This is a genomic window from Cronobacter universalis NCTC 9529, assembly GCF_001277175.1.
GTDB classification, from domain to species: Bacteria; Pseudomonadota; Gammaproteobacteria; order Enterobacterales; family Enterobacteriaceae; genus Cronobacter; species Cronobacter universalis.
In genome coordinates, this window is sequence record NZ_CP012257.1 from 896224 (window position 1) to 911426 (window position 15203).

Consider the following 15203-nt stretch of genomic DNA (forward strand, 5'->3'; position numbering starts at 1 on the left):
GCTCAACTATGCTTACCAGACGGTTTTTTTTGCCAGGGGGTAAGCAGTGAACATCATCGCCATCATGGGGCCGCACGGCGTTTTTTATAAAGACGAGCCGATGAAAGAGTTGCAGGCGGCGCTCCAGCAGCAGGGCTTTCAGCTAATCTGGCCGAAAAACAGCAACGATCTGCTGAAGTTTATCGAGCACAACCCGCGCATCTGCGGCGTCATTTTCGACTGGGATGAGTACAGTCTCGATTTATGCTGTGAAATCAATCAGCTCAATGAATACCTGCCGCTCTATGCGTTTATCAACACGCACTCGACGCTGGATGTCAGCGCCAACGAGATGCGCATGGCGCTCTGGTTTTTCGAATATTCGCTGGGCATTGCCGACGACATCGCGACGCGCATTCGCCAGTACACCCAGGAGTACCTCGACAACATCACGCCGCCGTTTACCAAAGCGCTGTTTACCTATGTGAAAGAGGGCAAATACACGTTTTGCACGCCGGGCCATATGGGCGGCACGGCGTATCAGAAAAGCCCGGTCGGCTGCCTGTTTTATGATTTTTTCGGCGGCAACACGCTAAAGGCGGATGTTTCGATCTCCGTCACCGAGCTCGGATCGCTGCTCGATCACACCGGGCCGCATCTGGAGGCGGAAGAGTATATCGCCCGCACTTTCGGGGCCGAGCAAAGTTATATGGTGACCAACGGCACGTCCACTTCCAATAAGATCATCGGGATGTACGCCGCGCATGCCGGCAGCACGGTGCTTATCGATCGCAACTGCCATAAGTCGCTGACGCATCTGCTGATGATGAGCGATATTGTGCCGCTGTGGCTCAAGCCTACCCGCAACGCGCTCGGCATTCTGGGCGGCATTCCGAAGCGGGAATTCACCCGCGAGTCGATCGCCCAAAAAGTGGCGCAAACCCCGGACGCGAGCTGGCCGGTGCATGCGGTTATCACCAACTCCACCTACGACGGGCTGCTGTATAACACCAACTGGATCAAGCAGACGCTGGACGTTCCCTCGATCCATTTCGATTCCGCCTGGGTGCCTTACACGCATTTTCACCCGATCTATAAGGGCAAGAGCGGCATGAGCGGCGAGCGCGTGCCCGGCAAAGTGTTCTTTGAAACCCAGTCGACCCACAAAATGCTGGCGGCGCTGTCGCAGGCGTCGCTGATCCACATTAAAGGCGACTATGACGAAGAGACGTTCAACGAAGCCTACATGATGCACACCACCACCTCGCCGAGCTATCCGCTGGTGGCGTCCATTGAAACCGCCGCGGCGATGCTGCGCGGCAATCCGGGCCGCCGCTTGATCAACCGCTCGGTGGAGCGGGCGCTGCATTTTCGCAAAGAGGTGCAGCGTCTTCGTGAGGAAACCGACAGCTGGTTCTTCGATATCTGGCAGCCGGAGGAGATTGACGAAGCGGACTGCTGGCCAATTACGCCCGGCGACGACTGGCACGGCTTTACCCACGCTGACCACGATCACATGTATCTCGATCCGGTGAAAGTCACGATCCTGACGCCGGGCATGGACGCGCAGGGCAATATGGAGAAAGAGGGCATTCCTGCGGCGCTGGTGGCGAAGTTTCTCGATGAGCGCGGCGTGGTGGTGGAGAAAACCGGGCCGTACAACTTGTTGTTCCTGTTTAGTATCGGCATCGATAAAACCCGCGCGATGGGCCTGCTGCGCGGGCTGACGGAGTTTAAGCGCGCCTACGATCTCAACCTGCGGGTGAAAAACATGCTGCCCGATCTCTGGGCGGAAGATCCGGATTTCTACCGCAACATGCGCGTGCAGGAGTTAGCGCAGGGGATCCACAAGCTTATCCAGCAGCACGATCTGCCGGATCTGATGCTGCGCGCGTTTGACGTGCTGCCGGAGATGAAAATGACGCCGCATGAAATGTATCAGCAGCAGGTCAAGGGCAATGTGGAAACGGTGGAGATCGAAAAGCTGATCGGGCGGGTGTCCGCCAATATGATCCTGCCGTATCCGCCCGGCGTGCCGCTGGTGATGCCCGGCGAGATGATCACCGACGATTCGCGCGCGGTGCTCGATTTCCTGCTTATGCTCTGCTCCATTGGCAGGCACTATCCCGGCTTCGAAACGGATATCCACGGCGCGAAGTGCGGCGAAGATGGCGTCTATAGGGTACGTGTCCTAAAAAGCGAGTAACCCCTTGTTTTGCCGCATGAGGCTCAGTAACGTGCCAGACAATCATAAGGAGGGATTATGCTGGGTTTAAAACAGATTCACCATATCGCCATTATCGCGACGGATTACCACCGCAGCAAAGCGTTCTACTGCGACACGCTGGGGTTTACCCTGCAGTCGGAGGTCTACCGTGAGGCGCGCGATTCCTGGAAGGGCGACCTGGCGCTGAACGGGCAGTATGTAATTGAGCTTTTCTCGTTCCCGTTTCCGCCCGCGCGGCCGAGCCGCCCGGAAGCCTGCGGTTTGCGCCATCTCGCGTTCAGCGTGGACGATGTTGACAGGGCAGTGGCGTTTCTGGAAAGCCGCGGCGTGACGTGCGAGGCGGTACGCGTGGATCCGCTCACCGGCAAGCGCTTCACGTTCTTTAACGATCCGGACGGCCTGCCGCTGGAACTCTACCAGCAGTAACGCTTGCTCCCGGCGCCATTGCCCGGTAAGTTGCCCGGCAATGGCCCTTCTTTCTTGCGATGCAATGGACACTTCTCTGCTCTCAGCCCTGCGGGGCCGACGCCAGCTGCTGGTGGCTTACAGCGGCGGGCTCGATTCGACGGTGTTGCTCCATCAACTGGTGCGGCTGCGCGAGGCTCATCCTGAACTGCGTCTGCGCGCCATTCACGTTCATCATGGCATCAGCCCGAACGCCGACCGCTGGGCGGCGCACTGTCAGGCGCTCTGCCACCGCTGGGAAGTACCGTTTGAACTGGCGTATGTGGAGCTGGCGCAGGACGGGCTCGGCCTTGAGGCGCAGGCGCGCAAAGCGCGCTACCAGGCGTTTGCAGCGGCGCTTCTGCCGGGCGAAGCGCTGGTGACGGCGCAGCATCTCGATGACCAGTGCGAAACCCTGCTGCTGGCGCTCAAGCGCGGCAGCGGCCCGGCGGGGCTGGCGGCGATGCCTGCCGAACTGCCGTTTGCGGACAGCGTTCTCCTGCGCCCGCTGCTGAACACGCCGCGCGCGCGGCTGGAGGCGTGGGCCGATCGTCACCAGCTTCTGTGGATCGACGATGAAAGCAACCAGGACGATCGCTTCGATCGCAACTTTTTACGCCTGCGCATTCTGCCTGCGCTGGAAGCGCGCTGGCCGCACTTCACCCAGGCGGCGGCGCGCAGCGCGCAGCTTTGTGGCGAGCAAGAGCAACTGCTGGATGAACTGCTGGCGCCGGAGCTTGCCGCGCTGATGGACGGCAAAACGCTCGCTATCGCGCCGCTCGAAACCATGAGCGAGCTGAAACGCGCGGCGCTGCTGCGCCGCTGGCTGGCCGCGCTGAATGCGCCGATGCCCGCCCGCGCCGCGCTGCAACGGATTTGGGATGAAGTGGCCCAAAGCCGTGAGGATGCCGCGCCGCGCCTGAAATGCGGCGATTATGAGGCACGGCGCTATCAGGGGCGGCTGTGGTGGGTGAGAGCACGACAGGGACAGCGCCAGACGGTGCTTGTCTGGCCCGACCCGCATGAGGCATTGCCTTTGCCGGAATCGCTGGGCTGCCTGCGTTTCGGCGCGGCAGGCGACGCCGTGCGACCGCCGCGCGCCAGCGAGTCAGTCTCGGTGCGGTTCAGCGCGCCAGGCATGTTGTATATCGTCGGACGCGATCGCGGACGCACGCTGAAAAAACTCTGGCAGGAACTGCAAGTGCCGCCCTGGCAGCGCGAGATAACGCCGATCCTGTTTTATGATGAGCAACCCATCTGCGCCCCCGGCCTGTTCATTACCCGTGAGGGCCAGGCGCAGAACGAACCGGGCTGGATGCTGGCCTGGCACAAGGAGCATAACGATGATTAAACATGGCATGTTGCTGGCGAGCCTGATGGCGCTAAGCCTGGCGGCCCAGGCCAAAGGCGACGCGGCGGCGGGTGAGGAGAAAGCGGTCATGTGCGTCGCCTGCCACGGCGCGTCCGGTAAAGCCAGCGCGCCGATTTATCCGAATCTCGCCGGGCAAAATGAGGCCTATCTTGAACACGCGCTTCAGGCGTATAAAAAAGGCGAGCGCAGCGGCGGGCAGGCGGAAATCATGAAGGCGTATGTCAGTGGGCTGTCGGATGAAGATATCGCGAATCTGGCGGCTTACTACGCCGGGCAGAAGCCCTGAAAAAAACGGGCAGCCGCCAGGGCTGCCCGTCAGGGTGGAACGCGCGTCAGGATTCGCTGACGACCACCGTACCGATTTGTGGATGGCTGAAGCTCGCAATTTTGTCGAGACGCACTTCGCGTTCTGCGCCGGCTTCATCGGCAATTAAATATTCGACGTTTTTGCGCGTAACCAGATCCTGCGCTTTGGCCTTAATGACCTCGCCGCTTTTGAGTTCCAGCGTCAGTAATAAGTGATGCTGGCAGGCGAGCTCGAGGTTGTCATAGTCATCGCAGTTGATGGGTTGATAGGCATCATTCATTGACATAATCGCTCACCAGTAAGTTCGCGGCAGCATACGCCGCCTGTTCCCTGACCGACTCTGAGAGGGCTTCGTCAGAGGCCACCTCATTCAGAGCCCTTAATACGCAGCCCAGCGCGTCGGGAATGTACCCCAGTTCGCCGCTGGCTATCTGCGAATAGCACTGTCGTATTAATTCACAATATTTATCCACATGCCCTCCTGTCAGAGCCTGACGACAGACTTCACCGCGGGATGCAAGTCTAAGCCTACGTAGTTAAACTCTGTTTAGCAAGGTGACTATACCATAGTCATCAGAGCCATAGCGCAGGCTCTCGCGGCGTTACCGCGCTGCGCTTGAAGCGGCAGTCAGCCGACGCGTATTACGCTACAATACCCCCCAACTTTTCAGGGGGCCTTATGGCGTTAAAAGCAACCATTTATAAAGCGGCGGTCAATGTGGCCGACCTCGACCGGCAGCAATTTCTCGACATCAACCTGACGCTGGCGCGTCATCCTTCGGAAACGCAGGAGCGGATGATGCTGCGCCTGCTGGCCTGGATGATGTACGCCGACGAGCGGTTACAGTTTACCCGCGGCCTGTGCGCCGATGACGAACCGGAGATCTGGCTGCGCAACGATCATCTCGGCATCGATCTCTGGATTGAGCTCGGGCTGCCGGAAGAGCGGCGCCTCAAGAAAGCAGTGAGCCAGTCGCAGCAGGTGGCGCTGTTTACCTATAATGATCGCGCCGCGCAAATCTGGTGGCAGCAGAACCAGGACAAGCTGCGGCAGTATAAAAACCTGACTATCTGGTATATCAATGATGAACAGCTTGCGCAGCTGAGCGCGCTGGCGCAGAGAACTATGACGTTACAGGCCACGTTGCAGGAAGGGGTTATCTGGCTTTCCGGCGGCGAGGAAAGTCTGGAGCTTCACCCGACCGTCTGGCAAGCTCAGGCATGATTACGTTTTCGCGAAGCGTGGCGGTGCCTGATGAAGAGGTGACGTTCAGCGCCATCCGGGCGCAGGGCGCGGGCGGGCAGCATGTGAATAAAAGCTCGACGGCCATTCACCTGCGGTTTGATATTAATGCCTCCAGCCTGCCGGACGACTGGAAAGCGCGCCTGCTGGCGGCGAGTCATCATCTGATCACCGCCGAGGGCGTGGTGATTATCAAGGCGCAGGAGTATCGCAGCCAGGAGATGAATCGCGAAGCGGCGCTGGCGCGTCTTGTGATGCTGGTGCGGGAACTTACCGCCACGCAAAAGCGTCGAAAGGAGACTCGCCCGACGCGCGCGTCGAAAGTGCGCCGCCTGGAGGCGAAAACCCATAAGTCCGCCACCAAAGCCCTGCGGGGAAAAGTGCGCGGTATGCCGGATTAAAAGCGCCACGAACAATAAGGAAATACGGTGAAAAAACTCATATTTTGCGCAGCGGCGGCGTTAAGCCTGTTTACGCTGTTTGGCTGTAACAATCGGGCAGAAATGCAGACCCTGGCGCCGACCAGCGCCGCAGAGCTGAAGCCGATGCAGCAGAGCTGGAAAGGCGTGCTGCCCTGCGCCGATTGCGAAGGCATCGAGACCGCGCTGTTTTTAGAGAAAGACGGCACCTGGGTGATGAATCAACGCTATCTGGGCGCGAAAGGGCAGGCGGTGTTCGCCTCTTACGGCACCTGGGCGCGCACCGCTGATAAGCTGGTGCTCACTGACAGCGAGGGTGAGAAAAGCTATTTCCGCGCGCGCGGCGAGGCGCTGGAGATGCTCGACCGGGAAAGTAAACCGATAGAGTCGTCGCTGAATTACCGGCTCGATCCGGTCAGCGACCCGCTGCCGAAAACGCCGATGACCATGACGGGGATGTACCAGCACAATGCAAGCGCCGCTACCTTTACCGACTGCGCCACCGGGCGCGAGACGGACGTAGAAAATCATGCCGTGCTGGCGCATGACTATCAGACTGCCCGCGGTGCGAGTCAGAAACCGGTGCTGCTGGTGGTGGAAGCGCACTTTACCATGACGGTCGATCCGGCGAGCGGCGCGGTGCAAAAGCGTCTGGTCGCCGATCGCAAAGTGGCGTTTAAGCCCGGCAAAGATTGCGACCACCCGTAATGGTGTCAGGTAAACCGCTAAGAAAAAGGCCCTCTGTTGAGGGCCTTTTTAATGCAGTGTGCAGAGCGCTTAGCGCTTCACATTCGCCACCAGGTAATCGAGGATGTCGCCGGTTTTGATCATCTTCTTCTCGCCGTCGCGACGGTATTTGTATTCAATCTCGTCGTTGTCGAGGTTGCGATCGCCAATCACTACGGTGTGCGGAATGCCGATAAGCTCCATATCCGCAAACATCACGCCCGGACGCTCTTTACGGTCATCCATCAGCACGTCGATGCCTTTGGCGCGCAGCTCAGCGTAGAGTTTCTCCGCCAGCTCCTGCACGCGGAAAGATTTGTGCATATTCATCGGCAGAATCGCGACCTGGAACGGCGCGATGGCGTCCGGCCAGACAATACCGCGTTCGTCGTGATTCTGCTCAATCGCCGCCGCCACCACGCGCGTAACGCCGATGCCGTAGCAGCCCATCGTCAGCACCTGGTTACGGCCGTCTTCGCCCTGTACGGAGGCTTTCAGCGCGTCGGAGTATTTGGTGCCAAGCTGGAAAATGTGACCCACTTCGATGCCGCGTTTGATAAGCAGCGTGCCCTGACCATCCGGGCTCGGATCGCCCGCTACCACGTTACGGATATCCGCAACCTGCGGGGTCGCCACGTCGCGATCCCAGTTGATGCCGAAATAGTGTTTGCCGTCGATGTTCGCGCCTGCGGCGAAATCGCTCATCGCGGCCACGCTGCGGTCAATCACGACCGGCACCGGCATACTCACCGGGCCAAGCGAACCCGGACCGGCGTTAACGGCGGCGCGGATTTCGGCTTCGGTTGCAAATGTGAGCGGGCTGGCGACCTGCGCCAGTTTCTCCGCTTTCACTTCGTTCAGTTCGTGGTCGCCGCGCACCAGCAGCGCCACCAGCGGGAACTCGCTACCTTCAGCCGCTTTCACCAGCAGGGTTTTCACGGTTTTCTCAACCGGCAGGTTGAACTGCTCAACCAGCTCGGCGATGGTTTTGGCGTTCGGCGTATCGACCAGCGTCATCTCCTGGGTTGCCGCCGCGCGCGGGGTCAGCGGGGCGACCGCTTCGGCGAGCTCGATGTTGGCCGCGAAGTCAGAGGTGTCAGAGAAGACGATATCGTCTTCGCCGCTCTGCGCCAGCACCTGGAATTCGTGAGACGCGCTGCCGCCAATCGAGCCGGTATCCGCCTGCACCGGGCGGAAATCGAGCCCCATACGGGTAAAGATTTTGCTGTAGGCGTCATACATCGCGTCATAGGTCTGCTGCAGCGATTCCTGCGTGGTATGGAAAGAGTAGGCGTCTTTCATCAGGAACTCGCGCGAGCGCATTACGCCGAAACGCGGGCGCACTTCGTCACGGAATTTGGTCTGGATCTGATAGAAGTTGAGCGGCAGCTGCTTATAGGAGCTCAGCTCGTTGCGGATCAGATCGGTGATGACTTCTTCGTGCGTCGGGCCGAGCACAAACGCGCGATCGCCGCGATCGACAAAGCGCAGCAGCTCCGGACCGTACTGCTCCCAGCGACCGCTCTCCTGCCACAGTTCAGCAGGCTGAACCACTGGCATCGACACCTCGATAGCACCGGCGTTGTTCATCTCTTCACGCACGATATTTTCGACTTTTTTCAGGACGCGCAGGCCGGTTGGCAGCCAGGTGTATAACCCGGAGGCCAGCTTGCGGATCATCCCGGCGCGCAGCATCAGCTGGTGGCTGATAACCTCCGCGTCGGCAGGTGTCTCCTTCAGAGTGGAGAGCAGATATTGGCTAGTACGCATGTTGTTACGGTTCCGTTTGAACGTGTGAATTCAGGCACTGTAAAGCCTGACACAAAAAAGTAGTTTAGTGTACCAGTGAGAATGGGCCGCCAAAAGAGAGGCTATGGAAATTAACGCGGCTCCAGCGCGAAGACCTCAAAGCCCTGCGGCGTCACGCGCCAGCGGACGTTGAAATCAAGCAACCAGACGGCATAACTCTTGCCGGCTTCTTCCTCTTTACGGTAAGCCGGACGCGGATCCTGGGCGAGCACTTCACAGATGAACTGGCCAAGCCGTGGGTAGCGTTTCTCAAGAGACGGCAGGGCCTGCGCAATCTCATCGGTAAAAATGACAGATATCGCCGCCTCCGGCGCCTGGCGGGCATAGCCCGCGCGCGCATCTGGCAGCGCTTCGGCGAAGGGCAAATACGGTTTGATATCGATGACCGGCGTGCCGTCTACCAGATCCAGCCCGCCGAGCGTCAGGATCACGCGGTCTTTTTCGCAGCGGATGCCCTGAAGTTCCACGAGCGACATGCCGACGGGGTTCGGGCGAAAGGTAGAGCGCGTGGCGAAAACGCCCATTCGGGCGTTGCCGCCAAGTCGCGGCGGGCGCACGGTTGGGCGCCAGCCGCCTTCCATCGTCTGATGAAAAACAAATACGACCCAGATATGGCTAAACGCCTCCAGCCCGCGTACGGCATCAGGCTGGTTATACGGCGCGATTAAATGCAGCTCGCCGCGCGCGCTGTTCACCAGTCCTGGCTGGCGCGGCACGGCGAATTTTTCTTTATAGGGCGAGCGAATGACGCCAATTTGCTCAAAGGCAAAGGTGGTCATTTGGTCGGAACGCTAAGGGCTGATCCTACGCAAACGGCCTGGCGGTAGCAGCCCGGCGTGCCGCTGGTCACTTCACAGCTGTGCAGCAGAACGGCGTTCGCTTTCATTTTAGAGGCGTTAATCTGCAGACGCTTACGGGCCGTCGGGATATTCGGCGGAGAGTCCTGGTTAGAGGCCTGGCAGGATTCACCGCTCACTTCGCCCAGATCGCGGAAGGGTTTGCCGACCAGATCGGCCGCGTTGGTGTAGATTTTTACCGGAGCGGGGCGAACCGTTTTCTGACGAACAGGCTCGGATTTTTGCGGCGACGCGGTGCTTTGAACAGGTTCTACAGGGGATCTGCTTAGCACGGAACAGCCGCTCAGGATGAATGCTAAAAGACAGATCGGTAAAGCACGCATAATAATTCCTCGTCGGTGATAAAAACGTGGCTTATTGAATCAGGAGCTTGCAGAAATAACAAGACGGGCTTAAGCCCGTCCTGAAATTATAAACATCAGAAATCAAAACGGCTTACCAGCCTTTGACGGCGCCGCCGTTAAAGACTTTGTTCGCGGCTTCATTCACTTCGTCAGACTGGTAAGCCTGAACGAATTTCTTCACGTTTTCCGCGTCTTTGTTATCTTCGCGGGTCACGATCATGTTCACGTACGGGGAATCTTTGTCTTCCACAAAGATGCCGTCTTTCGCCGGCGTCAGGTTGATCTGGCTGGCGTAGGTAGTGTTGATTACCGCCAGTGCAATCTGATCGTCATCCAGCGAGCGCGGCAGCTGCGGCGCTTCCAGCTCGACAATCTTCAGGTTTTTCGGGTTTTCGGTAATATCCAGCACGGTCGGCAGCAGGCCGATATCGTCTTTCAGCTTGATAAGACCGACTTTCTGCAGCAGCAGCAGGGAGCGGCCCAGGTTGGTCGGATCGTTCGGCACGGCAACCTGCGCGCCCGGTTGCAGCTCATCCAGCGATTTGATTTTGCGAGAGTAACCGGCGATCGGGTAGACAAAGGTGTTGCCGACGGAAACCAGCTTGTAGCCGCGGTCTTTGATCTGCTGATCCAGATACGGTTTGTGCTGGAAGGCGTTGGCGTCGATATCGCCTTTGCTCAGCGCTTCGTTCGGCAGCACGTAGTCGTTAAAGGTCACCAGCTCGACGTCCAGGCCATATTTCTCTTTGGCGACTTTTTTGGCGACTTCAGCAACCTGCTGTTCCGCACCCACAATCACGCCCACTTTAATATGGTTCGGATCTTTTTCTTCCTGACCGCAACCTGCCAGGGCCAGCGTGCCGAGAAGGGCGCCTACTGCCGCAAAGGTTTTAAACTTGAAAGACATAACCATTCCTTAACTGAAAAGTATATTGATGTTGTGTGTAACGTTACTTGTGAGTGACACCCCGGACGATACGATCGCCTGAGAATTGAATTAAATACACCAGTACCACCAGTAAGACTAATACGGTATTCATCACGGTGGCGTTATAGCCGATGTAGCCGTACTGATAGCCGATCTGGCCCAGACCGCCTGCGCCGACCGCGCCGCCCATAGCGGAATAGCCGACAAGCGTAATCAGCGTAATGGTCGCGGCGTTCACCAGGCCCGGCAGGGCTTCAGGCAGCAGCACCTTGCGAACGATCTGCATCGGCGTGGCGCCCATCGCGCGTGAAGCTTCAATAAGACCCGACGGGATCTCCAGCAGGGCGTTTTCCACCATACGCGCGATAAACGGCGCGGCACCGACGGTCAGCGGCACGATAGCGGCCTGCAGGCCAATGGAAGTGCCGACGATGGCGCGGGTAAACGGGATCATCCATACCAGTAAGATAATAAAAGGAATGGAGCGGAAGATATTCACCAGCGCGGAGAGAATGCGGTAGAGCTTCGCGTTCGCGATAATCTGGCCCGGACGCGTTACGTACAGCAGCACGCCAACCGGCAGGCCAATCACAAAACCAAAAAAGCCGGAAACAAAAGTCATCGCCAGCGTTTCCCAGATGCCGCGCACCAGTAACCACATCATTGCTTCAGACATAACCCAGAACCTCTACTTTTACATGATGTTGTTGCAGGTAAGCGATGGCCGCTTGCGTTTCTTCCTGTGTGCCGTGCATTTCCGTAAGCATGATGCCGAACTTCACGCCGCCGGCGTAATCCATCTGCGCGCTGATAATGTTGTTGTTCACGTTATAACGGCGTGCGGTCTCGGAGAGGAGCGGCGCGTCAACCGACTGGCCGGTGAACTCAAGGCGCAGCAGCGGGACGCGTTCATCGCCGGACTGCGCGTTAAGACGCAGGGCGTAATCTTCCGGGATATCCAGATGCAGCGTGGACTGGATAAACTGCTGGGCCAGCGGCGTTTTCGGATGTGAGAATACTTCGCTGACGCTGTCTTGCTCGATAAGCTCGCCGTTGCTGATCACCGCAACGCAGTCGCAGATACGCTTCACGACATCCATTTCATGCGTGATGAGCAGAATAGTCAGGCCCAGCCGACGGTTGATGTCTTTCAGCAACTCCAGAATCGAGCGGGTAGTGGCAGGGTCGAGCGCGCTGGTGGCTTCATCGCACAGCAGCACTTTCGGGTTGCTTGCCAGCGCACGGGCGATCGCCACACGCTGCTTCTGACCGCCGGAGAGATTCGCCGGATAAGCGTCCTGCTTTTCGCTCAGGCCAACCAGGTCCAGCAGCTCGGTCACACGACGTTTGATTTCGTCGCGCGGCGTGTTGTCCAGCTCCAGCGGGAGCGCGATGTTGCCAAAAACGGTACGCGACGCCAGCAGATTAAAATGCTGGAAAATCATGCCAATCTGGCGACGGGCTTTGGTGAGTTCTGATTCAGAAAGCGCGGTCAGTTCCTGGCCGCCGACCAGAACGCTGCCCTGGGTGGGGCGCTCAAGCAGGTTAACGCAGCGGATGAGCGTACTTTTACCGGCGCCGGAGGCACCAATCACGCCATAAATCTGTCCGGCCGGGACATGCAGGCTGACATTATTCAGCGCCTGAATGGTGCGGTTTCCCTGCTGGAACACTTTGGTGATATTCGACAGTTTGATCATCAGGTTATTTATTATCTTATAAGAGTTAGCCGTGGCATTTTGTTCTGCCTTATACGGGCGGTGACCGTAAACAGAATGGATGGTAAGGCATCCAGACGTCTAAATCAATCTGACTGTCTGCAATGAGCGCTTTCTCCGCCCAGGAATCATGCGATACTAGGCGGCATTATTTAAGGCAGGAGTTTTTCAGGTGGCTAAATCTGTACCGGCAATTTTTCTCGACCGTGACGGCACTATTAATATCGATCACGGCTATGTCTCAGAGATTGACCGCTTCGAGTTTATCGACGGCGTTATCGATGCGATGCGCGAACTCAAAGCGATGGGGTTCGCGCTGGTGCTGGTGACGAATCAGTCCGGCATTGCGCGCGGTATGTTCACCGAAGCGCAGTTTGAACAGCTCACCGAATGGATGGACTGGTCGCTTGCCGACCGGGGCGTCGATTTCGATGGCATCTATTATTGTCCGCATCACCCTGAAGCCGCAGTAGAAGAGTTTCGTCAGAACTGTGACTGCCGTAAACCGCAACCGGGTATGCTGCTTTCCGCACGCGATTTTCTGCACATCGATATGGCTGCTTCTTATATGGTGGGTGATAAATTAGAAGATATGCAGGCGGGCGCAGCGGCAGGCGTCGGCACTAAAGTGCTGGTGCGTACCGGCAAACCCGTGACGCCAGAAGCAGAAGCGGCGGCTGATTGGGTGTTAAATAGCCTCGCTGCGCTGCCGGAAGCTATCAAAAAGCGCTAAAAACGCGCGCAATGATGAAAAGGTGAGCGGTCGTGATTTTTTTTAAGTTTTCCGCTTGCCATTACTTCTGAGCTCCCTATAATGCGCCTCCATCGACACGGCGCTGATGAGAAACATCACACAGCGACGGTGAGTCGGAAAGAGAAAAATCCTGAAATTAAGGGTTGACTCTGAAAGAGGAAAGCGTAATATACGCCACCTCGCGACAGCAGGCTGAATGCCGCGTCGCACCGCTCTTTAACAATTTATCAGACAATCTGTGTGGGCACTCGGGGCACTGATATCTTAACGTCTACGGACGATAAACGAATATCAAGTCTCAAGTGAACAACAGTTAATTCATTACGAACTAACAGTTTAATTCTTTGAGCATCAGACTTTTAATTGAAGAGTTTGATCATGGCTCAGATTGAACGCTGGCGGCAGGCCTAACACATGCAAGTCGAACGGTAACAGAGAGCAGCTTGCTGCTCTGCTGACGAGTGGCGGACGGGTGAGTAATGTCTGGGAAACTGCCTGATGGAGGGGGATAACTACTGGAAACGGTAGCTAATACCGCATAACGTCTTCGGACCAAAGTGGGGGACCTTCGGGCCTCATGCCATCAGATGTGCCCAGATGGGATTAGCTAGTAGGTGGGGTAACGGCTCACCTAGGCGACGATCCCTAGCTGGTCTGAGAGGATGACCAGCCACACTGGAACTGAGACACGGTCCAGACTCCTACGGGAGGCAGCAGTGGGGAATATTGCACAATGGGCGCAAGCCTGATGCAGCCATGCCGCGTGTATGAAGAAGGCCTTCGGGTTGTAAAGTACTTTCAGCGAGGAGGAAGGGATTGTGGTTAATAACCACAGTCATTGACGTTACTCGCAGAAGAAGCACCGGCTAACTCCGTGCCAGCAGCCGCGGTAATACGGAGGGTGCAAGCGTTAATCGGAATTACTGGGCGTAAAGCGCACGCAGGCGGTCTGTTAAGTCAGATGTGAAATCCCCGGGCTCAACCTGGGAACTGCATTTGAAACTGGCAGGCTTGAGTCTCGTAGAGGGGGGTAGAATTCCAGGTGTAGCGGTGAAATGCGTAGAGATCTGGAGGAATACCGGTGGCGAAGGCGGCCCCCTGGACGAAGACTGACGCTCAGGTGCGAAAGCGTGGGGAGCAAACAGGATTAGATACCCTGGTAGTCCACGCCGTAAACGATGTCGACTTGGAGGTTGTGCCCTTGAGGCGTGGCTTCCGGAGCTAACGCGTTAAGTCGACCGCCTGGGGAGTACGGCCGCAAGGTTAAAACTCAAATGAATTGACGGGGGCCCGCACAAGCGGTGGAGCATGTGGTTTAATTCGATGCAACGCGAAGAACCTTACCTGGTCTTGACATCCAGAGAATCCTGCAGAGATGCGGGAGTGCCTTCGGGAACTCTGAGACAGGTGCTGCATGGCTGTCGTCAGCTCGTGTTGTGAAATGTTGGGTTAAGTCCCGCAACGAGCGCAACCCTTATCCTTTGTTGCCAGCACGTGATGGTGGGAACTCAAAGGAGACTGCCGGTGATAAACCGGAGGAAGGTGGGGATGACGTCAAGTCATCATGGCCCTTACGACCAGGGCTACACACGTGCTACAATGGCGCATACAAAGAGAAGCGAACTCGCGAGAGCAAGCGGACCTCATAAAGTGCGTCGTAGTCCGGATTGGAGTCTGCAACTCGACTCCATGAAGTCGGAATCGCTAGTAATCGTGGATCAGAATGCCACGGTGAATACGTTCCCGGGCCTTGTACACACCGCCCGTCACACCATGGGAGTGGGTTGCAAAAGAAGTAGGTAGCTTAACCTTCGGGAGGGCGCTTACCACTTTGTGATTCATGACTGGGGTGAAGTCGTAACAAGGTAACCGTAGGGGAACCTGCGGTTGGATCACCTCCTTACCTGAAAGATACAACCTCGTAGTGCTCACACAGATTGTCTGATAGAAAGTAAAGAAGCAAAACCTCTACAGGCTTGTAGCTCAGGTGGTTAGAGCGCACCCCTGATAAGGGTGAGGTCGGTGGTTCAAGTCCACTCAGGCCTACCAACTCCGCAGGAGTTGAAGAGGTTTAAC

16 protein-coding genes, 1 tRNA gene and 1 rRNA gene are annotated in these 15203 nt (G+C 57.4%); 10 read left to right on the forward strand and 8 right to left on the reverse strand.

The annotated features are described in order from the left end of the window. Positions 1-46 precede the first annotated feature (46 nt). From AFK65_RS04025 to AFK65_RS04040, 4 genes are all read left to right on the forward strand, one after another. The gene (locus tag AFK65_RS04025; RefSeq protein WP_007697437.1) at positions 47-2185 is read left to right on the forward strand and encodes a lysine decarboxylase LdcC; all 2139 of its coding nucleotides are present in this window, start codon (positions 47-49) and stop codon (positions 2183-2185) included. Positions 2186-2242: 57 nt separating this feature from the next. Then, positions 2243-2632: a VOC family protein gene (locus AFK65_RS04030; protein ID WP_007697441.1), complete on the forward strand. Its 390-nt coding sequence runs from the start codon at positions 2243-2245 to the stop codon at positions 2630-2632. A 64-nt stretch (positions 2633-2696) separates the two neighbouring features. Further along, complete coding sequence (tilS, locus tag AFK65_RS04035) at positions 2697-4001, forward strand: tRNA lysidine(34) synthetase TilS (RefSeq protein WP_038857998.1); 1305 nt, start codon at positions 2697-2699, stop codon at positions 3999-4001. After that, entirely contained in the window at positions 3994-4308 is a 315-nt protein-coding gene (locus tag AFK65_RS04040; protein ID WP_007697449.1) for a c-type cytochrome, read from the forward strand. Before tilS ends, AFK65_RS04040 begins: the two co-directional genes overlap by 8 nt. Before the next feature lie 46 nt (positions 4309-4354). On the opposite strand, the gene rof is transcribed toward AFK65_RS04040, so the two are convergent. Together rof and AFK65_RS04050 are read right to left on the reverse strand one after the other, a co-directional pair. After that, entirely contained in the window at positions 4355-4615 is a 261-nt protein-coding gene (gene rof / locus AFK65_RS04045; protein ID WP_007760020.1) for a Rho-binding antiterminator, read from the reverse strand. Beyond that, the gene (locus tag AFK65_RS04050) at positions 4602-4802 is read right to left on the reverse strand and encodes a YaeP family protein (protein WP_007697550.1); all 201 of its coding nucleotides are present in this window, start codon (positions 4800-4802) and stop codon (positions 4602-4604) included. Before AFK65_RS04050 ends, rof begins: the two co-directional genes overlap by 14 nt. A 206-nt stretch (positions 4803-5008) precedes the next feature. On the opposite strand from AFK65_RS04050, the gene AFK65_RS04055 reads away from it, so the two are divergent. The 3 genes from AFK65_RS04055 to nlpE are packed head-to-tail and all read left to right on the forward strand — an operon-like array spanning position 5009 to position 6699. Next, the gene (locus AFK65_RS04055) at positions 5009-5554 is read left to right on the forward strand and encodes a YaeQ family protein (protein WP_007697553.1); all 546 of its coding nucleotides are present in this window, start codon (positions 5009-5011) and stop codon (positions 5552-5554) included. After that, positions 5551-5973 carry an alternative ribosome rescue aminoacyl-tRNA hydrolase ArfB gene (gene arfB, locus AFK65_RS04060; RefSeq protein ID WP_038857994.1) on the forward strand — a complete coding sequence of 141 codons (423 nt, stop codon included), beginning with the start codon at positions 5551-5553 and terminating at the stop codon, positions 5971-5973. The genes AFK65_RS04055 and arfB overlap by 4 nt, the downstream gene beginning before the upstream one ends. 27 nt (positions 5974-6000) lie before the next feature. Further along, entirely contained in the window at positions 6001-6699 is a 699-nt protein-coding gene (gene nlpE, locus AFK65_RS04065) for an envelope stress response activation lipoprotein NlpE (RefSeq protein WP_038857992.1), read from the forward strand. Positions 6700-6768: 69 nt separating this feature from the next. Here nlpE and proS read toward each other — a convergent pair whose 3' ends face one another. From proS to metN, 6 genes are all read right to left on the reverse strand, one after another. Beyond that, positions 6769-8487, reverse strand: coding sequence for a proline--tRNA ligase (gene proS, locus AFK65_RS04070; RefSeq protein WP_038857990.1), 1719 nt, complete (start codon positions 8485-8487; stop codon positions 6769-6771). Between the two features lie 110 nt (positions 8488-8597). After that, positions 8598-9305 carry a tRNA (N6-threonylcarbamoyladenosine(37)-N6)-methyltransferase TrmO gene (gene tsaA / locus AFK65_RS04075; protein ID WP_038857982.1) on the reverse strand — a complete coding sequence of 236 codons (708 nt, stop codon included), beginning with the start codon at positions 9303-9305 and terminating at the stop codon, positions 8598-8600. Next, positions 9302-9706 carry an Rcs stress response system protein RcsF gene (gene rcsF / locus AFK65_RS04080; RefSeq protein WP_007697793.1) on the reverse strand — a complete coding sequence of 135 codons (405 nt, stop codon included), beginning with the start codon at positions 9704-9706 and terminating at the stop codon, positions 9302-9304. Before rcsF ends, tsaA begins: the two co-directional genes overlap by 4 nt. 112 nt (positions 9707-9818) lie before the next feature. Continuing rightward, positions 9819-10634, reverse strand: coding sequence for a MetQ/NlpA family lipoprotein (locus AFK65_RS04085; protein WP_007697858.1), 816 nt, complete (start codon positions 10632-10634; stop codon positions 9819-9821). A gap of 43 nt (positions 10635-10677) precedes the next feature. Continuing rightward, positions 10678-11331 carry a methionine ABC transporter permease MetI gene (locus AFK65_RS04090; RefSeq protein ID WP_007697861.1) on the reverse strand — a complete coding sequence of 218 codons (654 nt, stop codon included), beginning with the start codon at positions 11329-11331 and terminating at the stop codon, positions 10678-10680. Next, entirely contained in the window at positions 11324-12355 is a 1032-nt protein-coding gene (gene metN, locus AFK65_RS04095; RefSeq protein WP_007697865.1) for a methionine ABC transporter ATP-binding protein MetN, read from the reverse strand. The genes AFK65_RS04090 and metN overlap by 8 nt, the downstream gene beginning before the upstream one ends. A gap of 190 nt (positions 12356-12545) precedes the next feature. On the opposite strand from metN, the gene gmhB reads away from it, so the two are divergent. The 3 genes from gmhB to AFK65_RS04110 all read left to right on the forward strand — a co-directional run bounded on the left by gmhB (position 12546) and on the right by AFK65_RS04110 (position 15176). Continuing rightward, on the forward strand, positions 12546-13106 hold the full coding sequence (gene gmhB / locus AFK65_RS04100) for a D-glycero-beta-D-manno-heptose 1,7-bisphosphate 7-phosphatase (protein WP_007697868.1): 561 nt from the start codon (positions 12546-12548) through the stop codon (positions 13104-13106). Positions 13107-13487: 381 nt separating this feature from the next. Beyond that, a 16S ribosomal RNA gene (locus tag AFK65_RS04105) occupies positions 13488-15030 on the forward strand. Positions 15031-15099: 69 nt separating this feature from the next. Then, a tRNA-Ile gene (locus AFK65_RS04110) sits at positions 15100-15176 on the forward strand. The last annotated feature ends 27 nt before the right edge of the window (positions 15177-15203 follow it).